This window comes from Coriobacteriia bacterium (assembly GCA_013336165.1).
Lineage (GTDB): Bacteria > Actinomycetota > Coriobacteriia > Anaerosomatales > JAAXUF01 > JAAXUF01.
The window spans coordinates 1-11,586 of the sequence record JAAXUF010000021.1; the positions used below are offsets into that span (position 1 = coordinate 1).

Annotated in this window: 10 protein-coding genes and 1 tRNA gene; 7 read left to right on the forward strand and 4 right to left on the reverse strand. The window is 60.8% G+C overall.

Annotated features, from left to right (window positions below; genetic code table 11):
- Positions 1-163: 163 nt before the first annotated feature.
- Genes HGA39_09580 through HGA39_09590 form a run of 3 tightly spaced genes read left to right on the forward strand, consistent with a single transcriptional unit; the run spans position 164 to position 2,667 of the window.
- Positions 164-1,057: an ABC transporter ATP-binding protein gene (locus tag HGA39_09580; protein NTW29593.1), complete on the forward strand. Its 894-nt coding sequence runs from the start codon at positions 164-166 to the stop codon at positions 1,055-1,057.
- A gap of 2 nt (positions 1,058-1,059) precedes the next feature.
- Positions 1,060-1,860: an ABC transporter permease subunit gene (locus HGA39_09585; protein ID NTW29594.1), complete on the forward strand. Its 801-nt coding sequence runs from the start codon at positions 1,060-1,062 to the stop codon at positions 1,858-1,860.
- Between the two features lie 9 nt (positions 1,861-1,869).
- A complete protein-coding gene (locus tag HGA39_09590; GenBank protein NTW29595.1) occupies positions 1,870-2,667 on the forward strand; it encodes an ABC transporter permease subunit in 798 nt (265 codons plus the stop codon).
- A 17-nt stretch (positions 2,668-2,684) separates the two neighbouring features.
- Here HGA39_09590 and HGA39_09595 read toward each other — a convergent pair whose 3' ends face one another.
- From HGA39_09595 to HGA39_09605, 3 genes are read right to left on the reverse strand one after another with little or no spacing between them, the layout of a single operon-like run.
- The gene (locus HGA39_09595; protein ID NTW29596.1) at positions 2,685-3,908 is read right to left on the reverse strand and encodes a DEAD/DEAH box helicase; all 1,224 of its coding nucleotides are present in this window, start codon (positions 3,906-3,908) and stop codon (positions 2,685-2,687) included.
- 32 nt (positions 3,909-3,940) lie between these two features.
- Entirely contained in the window at positions 3,941-4,861 is a 921-nt protein-coding gene (locus HGA39_09600) for a TIGR01777 family protein (GenBank protein ID NTW29597.1), read from the reverse strand.
- Positions 4,862-4,874: 13 nt separating this feature from the next.
- Positions 4,875-5,660: an alpha/beta hydrolase gene (locus HGA39_09605; GenBank protein NTW29598.1), complete on the reverse strand. Its 786-nt coding sequence runs from the start codon at positions 5,658-5,660 to the stop codon at positions 4,875-4,877.
- 96 nt (positions 5,661-5,756) lie between these two features.
- Between HGA39_09605 and HGA39_09610 the strand changes: the two genes are divergently transcribed.
- Positions 5,757-6,431: a hypothetical protein gene (locus tag HGA39_09610; GenBank protein NTW29599.1), complete on the forward strand. Its 675-nt coding sequence runs from the start codon at positions 5,757-5,759 to the stop codon at positions 6,429-6,431.
- A gap of 7 nt (positions 6,432-6,438) precedes the next feature.
- On the opposite strand, the gene HGA39_09615 is transcribed toward HGA39_09610, so the two are convergent.
- Complete coding sequence (locus HGA39_09615) at positions 6,439-7,641, reverse strand: hypothetical protein (GenBank protein ID NTW29600.1); 1,203 nt, start codon at positions 7,639-7,641, stop codon at positions 6,439-6,441.
- Positions 7,642-7,958: 317 nt separating this feature from the next.
- Here HGA39_09615 and HGA39_09620 point away from each other — a divergent pair, with 317 nt between their 5' ends.
- The 3 genes from HGA39_09620 (at position 7,959) to HGA39_09630 (ending at position 11,508) form a co-directional block, all read left to right on the forward strand.
- A complete protein-coding gene (locus HGA39_09620; protein NTW29601.1) occupies positions 7,959-9,650 on the forward strand; it encodes an FAD-binding protein in 1,692 nt (563 codons plus the stop codon).
- A 129-nt stretch (positions 9,651-9,779) separates the two neighbouring features.
- A complete protein-coding gene (locus HGA39_09625) occupies positions 9,780-11,255 on the forward strand; it encodes a helix-turn-helix transcriptional regulator (protein NTW29602.1) in 1,476 nt (491 codons plus the stop codon).
- A 177-nt stretch (positions 11,256-11,432) separates the two neighbouring features.
- Positions 11,433-11,508 (forward strand) — tRNA-Phe (locus HGA39_09630).
- Positions 11,509-11,586: the final 78 nt, after the last annotated feature.

Sequence of the window (11,586 nt, forward strand, 5' to 3'; positions counted from 1 at the left end):
ACCCTGGGCGCCATCACAGAGGCGCGTGCCGAGGTGCTCTCAGGCCTCACGGCAGGAACGGTGGTCGCGCTGCCCACGGGAAGCACGCAGTTTGCCGACGGCATGGCGGTGCGGGTCAAGTAGGGAATATAGCGGAAGAATCGCTAGAAAGAGGAGCTGAGACATGCCCGCTATTGAGACCAAGAAGCTCACCAAGTCCTACGGCAAGTCCAGAGGGATCGTCGACGTCGACCTCTTGGTCGAAGAGGGCGAAGTATTCGGCTTCATCGGACCAAACGGCGCCGGGAAGTCCACTACGATCAGAACCCTTCTGGGACTCATCTATCCCACGAGCGGCTCGGCCGAGGTCTTTGGCAAAGACGTGATCAAGTTTGGCCCGGAGATCAAGCAGGAGATCGGCTATCTGCCGTCGGAGGTGTTCTACTACGACGACATGAAGGCGATTGAGCTTCTGCGGTACTCGGCCAGCTTCTACAAGAAGGACAGGGAGTTCATGGAGAAGCGGCTCAGATACCTAGCCGATCTCTTCGACCTTGACCTGAAGAAGAAGATCGACGATCTGTCATACGGCAACAAGAAGAAGGTCGGCATCATCCAAGGGCTCCTTCACGAGCCGAAGCTGATAATCCTGGACGAACCGACGGGCGGGCTTGATCCGCTGATCCAGCAGCAGTTCTTCCACTTGCTGAGAGAAGAGAATCAGAAGGGTGCGACCATTCTGTTCTCCTCGCACATCTTGAGCGAGGTGCAGAAGCTTTGTGACAAGGTCGCTATCATCAAAGAGGGAACCATCATCAAGGTCGAGCAGATCCGCACGCTGATGGAGAACAGCACTAAGCGCTTCAAGCTTGAGACAGCTGTCCCGGCAAACGACGCCGACTTCCGCATCGATGGCGTCAGCGACTTGGTTGTCGTCAAGAACACGGCAAGCTTCCTATACCGCGGCCACATCAACGAGATGCTGCAGAAGCTCTCGGGAATCGATCTCACCGATCTGCTGGTTGAGGAACCGGATCTGGAAGAGATATTCCTGCATTACTACCAAAAAGAGGACTAGCAATGAATCTATTCCTCCGCGAGTTGCGAGCCTACAGGAAGTCGACCATCATCTGGGCCGTATCGCTGGCGGCCATCGTCGTCGTGTTCCTGTCTCTTTTCCCCGCTTTCACGAGAGACGTCGAAGCTACAACGAAATTGTTCGATCAGCTTCCGGCTGCCGTGAAGCTTGCGCTCAGCATCTCGACTGCGGATTTCTTCTCGATATACGGGTTCTACGGCTATCTCTTGAGCTTCGCCGTTCTAGCGGGAGCGATCCAGGCCATGAGCCTTGGAACCGGCATCATCTCCAAGGAGGTCGCCGGAAAGACGGCAGACTTCCTGCTGTCAAAGCCCATCACGCGTTCTCACGTGGTGACGAGCAAGTTGGCGGCGGCATTCTTGATGCTGCTGGCCACCGACGCCGTCTTCTTTGCGGTCTCGTACGTTACGGCGCTGTCCGTATCCACGGCGAGCTTTGCGGCCGACAAGTTCTTCTTGCTCGCGTCCACGCTGACTCTGGTACAGATGATGTTCCTAGCGCTTGGAGCGCTTTTCGGAGTGGTGATCCCCAAGGTGAAGTCCGTCATCTCCGTCTCGCTACCCACTGTGTTCACGTTCTACATCATCGGCACGCTTGGCGCGATCCTCGGAAATGACAGCGTGAAGTACATCACTCCATTCAAATACTTCGACACAAGCTATGTCATCCGGCACGGAGCGTTCGAAAGCAAGTTTCTGGTGCTCGGGGCGATCGTGTTTGTTGTCGCGATTGCCGCCAGTTTCGCGATCTATGTCAAAAGAGATGTGCGAGCCTCTTCTTAGGTGGATGGTATGAATATATTCGTTCGCGAAATGAAATCGCACCGCAAGGCACTGTTCTTCTGGAGCCTCGGCATGTTCGCTTTGGTCGCATCGGGAATGGCCAAGTACGCCGCCTATGAGGCTGCGGGGCAGTCGGTCAATGAGATCCTGAACGCGCTGCCCAAAACGGTGCAGATCGTCTTTGGCATGAGCGGTTTTGACCTTGGCACAGCAAGCGGCTTCTTTGGCGTGCTGTTCCTCTACATCGCGCTCATGGGCGCCGTACATGCTGCGCTGCTGGGTTCGGACCTCATTGCGAAAGAGGAGCGCGACAAGACCTCGGAGTTCCTCTTCGCCAAGCCGATCTCCCGAAGCAAGGTCGTCACTTCGAAGCTTTCGGCCGGGTTGGTCAACGTGGTCGTGTTCAACGTTGTGACCACGGCATCGTCACTTTACTTCGTGGACTACTTCAACAAGGGCGGGTCGATAACGCGCGACGTCCTCGTGTTGATGGCGGGACTGTTCTTTCTGCAGATGATCTTCTTCTCGATCGGCGCGGTAGCCGGTGGAATCAGCAGGAAGCCGAAGGCCGCCGCTTCGATAGCGACTTCGGTACTCTTCTTGACGTTTCTCCTGTCGTACCTCGTCAACATGAGTGACAAGCTGGACATTCTGGGGTACTTCACGCCATTCAAGTACTTCGATGCCCTGACCCTGCTCACCGACGGTCGGCTGGACCCCGTGTATGTGGTTCTCTCGGCGGCGATTGTGGTGCTCTCGATAGCCGGGACCTACCGCTTCTACGACAGGCGGGACTTGAGCGTGTAGGTGGCGACGGCTCTGCGCTACAGCCTTCGACTGCCCCGTCTGCTGCCGCTTACCTTGCCGCCGAAGACGCTGCGCGCCTTCTTGGTGGTCGGCCGGTTCTCGAAGGGGATGATGCGGCCGTCCCGGTAGGGGAAGCCTTCGAGGTCCTCGACGGGCAGGTTCTTGCCCAGCATGTACTCGATCTCGCGCAGTTGCGTGATCTCATCCGGGCCCACGAACGTGAGCGCATAGCCGCTGGCGCCCGCTCGCGCGGTGCGGCCGATGCGGTGGACGTAGTCCTCGGGGTTCTCGGGCACGTCGTAGTTGATGACGTGAGTGACGTCGGTGACATCGATGCCGCGGGCGATGATGTCGGTCGCGACAAGGACTTCGCACTTTCCTTGGCGGAAGTCGTCGAGCGCCTTCTGGCGCTGGGCCTGATTGCGGTCGGCGTGCATGACGCCTACCGTGACGCCCATGCGTGCCAAGATCGTCTCGATCATGTCGGCGCGGACCTTGGTGCGCGTGAAGACAAGCACGCGGTCGGCGCCGCGCCGTGCGAGCACGCCCGCAAGCAGTTCCGGTTTCTGCGATTGCTCGACCGGCATGATGGCCTGCTCAACGCCCTCGGCGGTGGTGCCGCGCACAGCGATCTCGATGTAGGCCGGGTCGTGGAGCATTCGGCTGACGATGTTCATGACGTCTTCGGAAAGCGTCGCCGAGAACAGCAGGTTCTGGCGGTCCTTGGGGAGGTACGCGAGGATCTTGCGGACGCTGGGCCAAAAGCCCATGTCGAGCATGCGGTCTGCCTCATCAAGAACCAGCACCTGCACCTGCGACAGGTCGGCGTCTTTGCGGTCGTGAAGATCGATGAGGCGGCCCGGCGTGGCGACCAGGATGTCGACGCCGTCCTTGAGGCGTTTGACCTGTGGTTCGTACTTCACGCCGCCAACGACGATGCAGGTACGCTGACCGGTCTGTTTGCCCACGACGGCGGCGACCTTCTCGATCTGCTGGGCGAGTTCGCGGGTGGGGGAGACTATGAGCGCGATCGGGTTGCCATTGCCTCGTCCGATGCGCTGCATGAGGGGGAGAGCGAACGCCGCCGTCTTGCCGGTGCCGGTCTGTGCGGCGCCAACGACGTCGCGACCGGCAAGCACCAGCGGGATCGCTTCACGCTGGATTGGCGTCGGATCTGTGTAGCCCATTTCCTCGATTGCGGCGAGGATCTCTTCGTCTAGTCCGAGTTCTCTGAATGTCATGCTTGCAGTATGCCTCATGAATGCCCCGCGCGTCACATACGTGCGCGCACAAGATCGGCAAGCGCGTCATCGAGGCCCGCGAACTGGAACCGGTATCCGCTCTCGAGGGCCTTCTCGGCGGACATGCGCTGGCTCATCACCATGTAGTTTGCCACCTCGCCGAGGATGAGTTTCAGCCCGAAGCGCGGCACCTTCAGCCACGACGGCCGGTTCACTTCTCGGCCGAGCGCGCGGGCAAGTTCCCGCATCGTCACGGGCTCCAGAGCGCATGCGTTTACCGGGCCAGAGAGGCTCTCGGTCTCGAGCGCGTGACGGTACAGCCCCACGACGTCGGCGGCGTGGATCCAGCTCACCCACTGGCCCCCATCGCCGATAGGCCCGCCCACAAACATTCGCATCGGCGTCAGCATGCGCGGCAGGACGCCCTCTGTGCCAAGCACGATGCCGGTGCGGATCGTGACCACTCGGCAGCCGACGGACTCGGCGCGAAGGGCCGCGGCCTCCCACTCCACAGCGAGGTCGGCCAGGAAGTCGCCGCCGGTGTGGGATTCCTCGGCCAGCATGGTGTCGCCGCAGTCGCCATAAATGCCCACGGCGCTTGCGCCCACTAGTACGTGGGGTCCGCGGCCTCCGATGCTCGCAGTCTCGATCACGTCGACCAGCGCCCGCGTGGTGTCGATGCGGCTGGAATACAGAAGCGGCTTGTTGGCGGCGGTCCAGCGGCTGGCGATGGGATACCCCGACAGGTTCACAACCCCGTCTGCCGAGAGAACCTCGCCGGTCCACTCGCCGGCCTCGTCTCCCGGGGAGAACGCCACCTCGCGCACTCCCGGCGGCGGCGTGAAGCGTCCGGGCCGATGTGTGAGCCACGTCACGTCATGCCCCGCCCGCTGCAACTCCGCAGTTAGCGCCCTGCCGAGAAACCCGTTTCCGCCCGCTATGGCGACCTTCATCTGGTGTGTCCTCTCATTGCGATTCTTGGCGAGGTGTTGTGGCGCGTTGCAGCAAGTTGTCGATGGCCTCGGTAGTGATCGTCCACTGTTCAGAGGGAGAGATCCCTGCCTCCCGATCGCCTGGCTGCAGGCCGTAGGACCCAAACTGTCCGTGGTTTCCGCCGGGGATGGTGAAGACTTCAGTATCGGCGGGGAGGCGAGCGTAGGACGCCGTCAATGAGTTGCGGTTGACCACTGCGTCGAGGCTGCCCACCGCCGAGAGCACGACGAGGTTCGACTTCGACAGATCGGTGCTGCCTGCCGGATACGAGGCGAGCAGCACGAGGCCGCGCACGTTGCCCAAGTGGCCCGCAGCGTAGCTCGCGGCTGCGACTCCGCCGAGCGAGTGGCCGCCGACAACCCACGTGCCGATGCCGGGGTGTGCAGCGCGGACCTTATCGGCGGCGTTGATGTCGAGCAGCGCGAGTGCGAGGGGTATCTTCGGGACGACTACCAAGTAGCCTTCACCGGCGATTTCGCGGGCGAGGGGGGCGTAAGCGCGCTCGTCGACGTGGCCGCCCGAGTAGAGGACGAGCGCGATCGTGGGCTCGATCCCGCGCGGCGCAAACTCCCATCCATCCGAGGTGCTGGTCACAGTCACGTCGCTGCGTGACTCAAGCGCCGACATTGCCGCAGTATTGGGCCGCAGCGGCGTGAGCCCCCATACGACGAATCCGATCAAGGCGACCAGCACTAGCGCGGGTATCGCCCACAGCCAGCGAATGCGTCGCCTAGCAGGAGTGCTTGCGGGCGTCGCCATACGGTTCCTCTCAAGCGGGTGTGAATCGGATTCTACCCGTGCGCGGCATGAGGTATGCTCTGCCGAGACTTTCCGCGCGCGTTTGAACGGAGCACCATGGATTTCGTCCAAGTGATCGTCGGCATGCTCACCAACACCATGGGGACGTTGCAGTTGTTGATAGAGCAGTACGGCTCGCTGGCCTATACGCTCATCTTTGTGATCATCTTCTGCGAAACGGGTCTTGTGGTGATGCCGTTTCTGCCGGGCGACTCGCTTCTGTTTGCCGCAGGCGCTCTTGCAGGTGTCGGACTACTCGACCCATGGATCGTGATCGTCGTCGTCGTGTGCGGGGCGGTTCTAGGAGACAACACCAACTACTTCATTGGGCGGACCATCGGAAAGCGCCTCTTATGCTCAAGTCAGGGACACAAGATTCTCAGACCGGAATATGTCGAACGGACCGAGGCGTTCTTTATCAAGCACGGCGGTAAGACCGTCACGCTGGCCCGGTTCTTTCCGATCATCCGCACGTACGCGCCGTTCATGGCCGGCGTCGGGCAGATGCGCTGGCCCCGCTTCGTAGCCTATTCGGCCGGCGGCTCAGTGGCATGGGCGTCGATCTACGTGGCCGCAGGTATATTGTTGGGCCAGGTCCCGTTCATTCGCGACAACTTCGAGGTCATGGTGATCTCGGTCATCGTCATCTCGCTCGCCCCTGCGGTTTACCATGCGCTCAAGCCGCGCTTCGCCAAACGGTCTCAGGCATCCTCCGACGAGCCCGCCGAGTAGCCCACCGCTAGTAGCGCAGTATCGCCGCCACCCCTGCGATCGGCGCGTCCTCGCCCGCGAAGGCGTGGATCGCTCCGCCGTGCAGGACCGTCTCGGCAAGCGCGAGGTCGACGAGGTCCCAGCCGCAGTCATGCCCGGGCAGCTCGGTATCCGCCGAATCGCGCAGGTAGCGCGGAGCGGCCGAGCACAGCGCGCGCACCACGTAGAGGCGGCGGTCGAAGTGCCCGTACGGCCCGGCAGCCTGGTCGAAGAAGAGCGTCTTGACGCGCCCGGTTGCGGCCGCCGAGACAATCTCCACGGGATCGCTTGAGACCAGCGCACCCGACTTCTCGCCAAGCTCCGTGAGGTCGGCTTCGACTTCGTGGTGGAAGCGGGGTGAAAGCGTCTCGAGCGCCTTTGCGTGGATCTGCCTGTCGGTGAGCTCACCGACAGCGCCAAGGGCTTGCTCGGCTACCAGCGCTGGATACGTGTTCGCCGAGCGGTACGCCGCCAACTCGTATTCCACGCCGAGCAGGACCAGCGGCACGTTGTGCTCGGCACCGATCTCGCGGGTCACTGCGCGCTCGAGGTCGCTCGCATAGCGACCGAGTTCACCCTTGTCGGCGTTGTCGCCGCCGTGTCCGTGGAACATGGCGATAGCCGGGCCGGCGTGCGCTGTCGACTGGGGGCTGGAATGCGTGGTGCTCTGCAGCGACTTCTCGTATACGTCGTACTGGTTCTCCTCGGCGAGGGAGGTGGGGGCTTCCTTGAGGGGGATCTCGCTGATCGAAGTCCGATCGCCGAGGAACAGCCGAGCGCGATTGCGGTCGAACGCGAGCGCGTAGAAGCGGTCGTCGCCGCGGTAGGCCAGCGCGAGGGGACGCAGGTAGAAGCGGTCTCCAACCACGATCTGCTCGGGCATCCGGGCGTCCACCTGGTACACCGGCGAGCCGTCCGGCGAGATGAAGAAGGCGAGGCTTTCAGACACGGTGAGCCAGAACGTCTCGTCGGTCAGCACGGCGTGCGCGGGGGCCAGGAGCGCATCGGCGTCCCGCTCGCTCATGCCGTCGGCGACGAGCGTGTCGCAGGCAGATTTGAGCAGGTTCTTCAGGCGGAGGCGGTCCTGCTCCTTCTCGGCACCGGCCCTGTGTGTGGGCAGGTATACCGAGACGGACGGCCATTCAGAGCGGCTGGCAAGAGACATGAGAACTGTTCGATCGATGGTGTCCATGCGTGCGTCCTCCTCAAGAGGGAAGGTTTTTAGAGGGGCTCATCGATGCGCTGATGAAGCGCTTGCCCCGATAGAAGGAGTGTTCCCAACCGGGTGGTGTCTCTGCAACAGTCTCGTTCCGTCAGGACTACTCCCTTTGGTGGTACTAACCGGCATTGCGCGATTTCATCTTTCGCGGACGATACATCGGCGTCGCCTGTATGCCAGTGTTCGGGACGGAGGGCACTTGGGGCCAAGCCACGTTCTCAGATTGCGCGAGGGACTGATCGTGCGACCGCCCCTGTGTGCCAAGTAGTCAGGAGAATGGGAGTGCGAAGATGAAGAAAGAGGGGAACGAGTCGTCGGTGGTATCTCGGCGCCAGTTTCTTACAGGGGTAGGAGTTGGAGCCCTGGGCCTCGCCAGCGTGGGGCTTGTCGGTTGCAGCGCCTCCAAGAGTTCCGCGGAAACCACGGCGACCGGCTCGACGGCGAACAGCTGGTTGGGTGCTGAGCCCACAATCGCTGCGGATGCGATCAAGGAGACCATCACTACGCAGGTCCTCGTGGTCGGCGGTGGCACCGGAGGGTTGTTCGCGTTTTGCTCTGCCCTTGAGAACGGCGCAAAGGCACTTCTGATCGACAAGACGAAATCCGGAGGCGGCATCCGCGACGACCTCGGCTCGCTGAACAGCTCGTACCAGAAGGCAGCCGGGACCGTCATCGACAAACAGGAGATCGTCCGCGAGCTCGTCCGCTACTCGGCTTCCCGCGGTGATCAGCGGCTCTACATGCTTTGGGCCGACGAAAGCGCGGAGACCATTGACTGGTACGGCGCGCTTCTTGCGAAGAAGAACGTCAAGCTGTGGCATGAGGCTGCAGTTGAGAAGAACCAAGTGAACTACAAGCACTTTCCCACCGGGCACAGCCCCGCGTGGCCGAAAGACGAAAAGAACGTTCAGACCCTTGATGGAAAGACCGTTCTCACTGAGTACGCCAAGAGTCTCGGCGGCGAGATCCGATGGGAGACCAGTATGGTCAAACTCATCAAGGGCACTGACCGCATCACTGGCGTCATCGCCAAGACCACTGCAGGAACCTACATCCAGATCAATGCGAGCAAGGGCGTCATTGTCTGCACCGGAGGCTATGCCGAGAACACCGACATGCTCAAGGCCTTGCAGCCGGAGTCACTCTCACTCATGTCGATGAGCTCAGCCATTCCTGGCTCCATGGGCGATGGCATCAAAGCGTGCATCTGGGCAGGAGCGAAGTTCGACGACATCCACACCAGTATGTTGTTCGACCGGTGCGCTCTCAAGCCGTCAGAAGTTGGTGGCCCGGGGGCAACAGGCCCGTTGTTCTGGATGGGCTCTCAGCCGTTCCTTAAGGTCAACCTCAACGGAGAGCGGTTCGCGAACGAGTCGGGTACCTATGATGGCATCCTGCATGCGGCAGCCGAACAGCCGATGAGCACGTATTGCACGATATGGGATTCGAACTTCCAGAAGGACGTGGTCAGGTTCGACACCCACGGCTGTTCCAGGATGTTCGCATTCGATAATGGCGCGCCGCCCAATATCCCCTTGCCAGCGATCCTGGGGATGCTTGACGGTCTCATGCAGAGCGGGCACATTCAGAAGGCAGACACGCCTGAGGAGCTTGCTACGAAGCTCAATATCCCTTCCGCTGCTTTTGCCGCTACGGTGAAGCGCTACAACACGCTCAACGAGCAGCAGAAGGACGTCGACTTCGGCAAAGAGGCGTTCAGACTCTCCGCCCTCAAGACGCCGCCTTTCTATGGCGTGCGCCAGACCGGAATGATGCTCTGCACGCTTGACGGAATCCGTACCGACACCAACATGAACGCCACTGATGACAAAGGGAAGGCCATCAAGGGCCTCTATGTATGTGGCAATGACAGTGGTGGCTATTGGGCCCACACGTACCCCAGCCCATGCACGGGAGTCGCATGTGGTCGTACGGTTACCTTCGCTAGGAGGGCTGGCCGCATCGCCGCGAAGTCGGCGTAGCCTGGCGATCTTCTTGGCGCCACTGTGTTTCAGCCGCGAATGCAGCTGTATCCGCTAAGGATGCAGCTGCATTCTGCTATTCTAGGCGACGCACAGTGGACCGCAGGGAGATGTACGGCGGGAGTTCACTTGGAATCGCATGCGGTGTGGAACCGGCAGCAGAATAGTCGGCAGGTGCTCGCGGTGTTCGAGGAGGCAATCAAGAACCCGAGCTATCGGTGGTTCAGCTTCTCTTTCTGCTGTTTCTGGATATGGTTCTGGGCGGTGTCCCGAAGTTCGCTTCTATTCCCCCGTTCGGTCGCGGATGTCGCTTCGTTGTTTCGGCTGTTGCCAGTGCTCGTCGGGGCCGTTACCTTCGTTGCGCTGGGACTCTGGTTCAGGCGAAGGCCCTTCCTCGTCGGGACGAAGCGCGGCGTCTACGTCTCTTACATTGCCATGTCGATCGGTTGCGGGATCTGTGTTCTCAGCACGCAGGGGCTTCTATCGCTGGATCTCACGGTTCTTTGTTATATCGCAGGGTCTGTGGTGATGGGTGTTGCGGCAGTCTTCGTGCAGATCGAGTATGCAAGGGTGCTGGGAGTCATGGGCTCGCAGCGGGCACTCGTGCAAATCGTTCTGTCGACACTCGAGTCGGTGCTCATCGTTGCCTTGCTCGGCGTTGCGCCGCCGGTTCTGGCGGAAGCGTGCGTCGTAGTGCTACCGCTTCTGGGACTGTTCGCCTTTCTCCAAGCTCGCAAGGCTCTGATCACGGCCCAGGTCCTGAAGCATGGATTTGACCACGAGCTTCTCCTCCCGTGGAGGCTACTCGTGACCCTGTTCTCGCAGGGAGTCGCAGTCGAGGCCTTTCGCTTCGCACTTGCCTCAAGCTACATGAGCTACGGTTCTCTGAACGCAATATGCACGGTGGCATCAATTGTCGCCATTGTGGTTACCTCGCTCTTCTTCAGACTGAACTACAACAATCTCATCTACCACGTGGGTTTCGTGGCGATGGCTTCGGGATTTCTGCTCATCGCATGCCTGCCCGGATATGCAGCCCTAGGCGCCTTTCTGATCCTGACCGGCAGCCGCTACGTGAACTTCCTCGCGTGGTCGCTCTTCGCCTACTTCATCAAGAACAAGGGGCTACCCGCCACGTGGGTTCTCGCCTGGCCAACGGCGTTTCTGCTCCTTGGTATGTACACGGGCGGACTGATAAGTGACACGCTCGCTCGGACCGGACTCCCGAGTCATACGCCTGTGCTTGCGATGATCTTGTCGTTTGCGTTGCTGGTCGTCGCGTTGTTCATGCTCAGCTCTCGCAATCTGCTAACCGGTTGGGGCATGGTCCACCCCGGGGCGAGCGACTTGGCCTCGGATTCTCTCGCAGAAGTACGTCAGCAGCTGGCCGAGTACTACGATTTGACGAACCGCGAAGGAGAGATCCTTGCATGCATCGCGCGCGGAAGGAATTCCGCACACATCGCCGAGGAACTCGGAATCTCATATGCAACCGTGAAGACGCATCTTCGCAACATCTACGACAAAACGGGTGTGCATTCCAAGCAGGAACTCATGAGCATCATTGAGCATGAGACACTCGTCCTGCAGGGAGAACATGCCTAGCTGGTGCGTGCTGTCGCTGGAGGCCGCTCTGGAGGCCAGCGGTGCACGTGGGAGCGGCGCGCCTGAGGTGACGCAGCCTGGCATCAGCCTCGAAATGCAGCGCCGTGTTTGATAAATGCGCGCAGGCGGTTGACCACATCAGGGGTGCGCAGGTAACATCATCAGGCGCTTACGCGCGGCCAGGTAGCTCAGTTGGTAGAGCAGGGGACTGAAAATCCCCGTGTCGGCGGTTCAAGTCCGTCTCTGGCCACCATTCAACACCTGCTCAGGGGCCATGCGGCCCCTGACCTATTTCTGGAAGCTTCTGTTCTTGGTGCAGTCTTAGTGCAGT

What these genes read in the sequence shown, in the direction of transcription:
- HGA39_09615 (NTW29600.1), bottom strand. Translation starts at nt 7,641, where the DNA reads ATGGACACCATCGATCGAACAGTTCTCATGTCTCTTGCCAGCCGCTCT.
- HGA39_09595 (NTW29596.1), bottom strand. Translation starts at nt 3,908, where the DNA reads ATGACATTCAGAGAACTCGGACTAGACGAAGAGATCCTCGCCGCAATC.
- HGA39_09610 (NTW29599.1), top strand. Translation starts at nt 5,757, where the DNA reads ATGGATTTCGTCCAAGTGATCGTCGGCATGCTCACCAACACCATGGGG.
- HGA39_09585 (NTW29594.1), top strand. Translation starts at nt 1,060, where the DNA reads ATGAATCTATTCCTCCGCGAGTTGCGAGCCTACAGGAAGTCGACCATC.
- HGA39_09580 (NTW29593.1), top strand. Translation starts at nt 164, where the DNA reads ATGCCCGCTATTGAGACCAAGAAGCTCACCAAGTCCTACGGCAAGTCC.
- HGA39_09590 (NTW29595.1), top strand. Translation starts at nt 1,870, where the DNA reads ATGAATATATTCGTTCGCGAAATGAAATCGCACCGCAAGGCACTGTTC.
- HGA39_09600 (NTW29597.1), bottom strand. Translation starts at nt 4,861, where the DNA reads ATGAAGGTCGCCATAGCGGGCGGAAACGGGTTTCTCGGCAGGGCGCTA.
- HGA39_09605 (NTW29598.1), bottom strand. Translation starts at nt 5,660, where the DNA reads ATGGCGACGCCCGCAAGCACTCCTGCTAGGCGACGCATTCGCTGGCTG.
- HGA39_09620 (NTW29601.1), top strand. Translation starts at nt 7,959, where the DNA reads ATGAAGAAAGAGGGGAACGAGTCGTCGGTGGTATCTCGGCGCCAGTTT.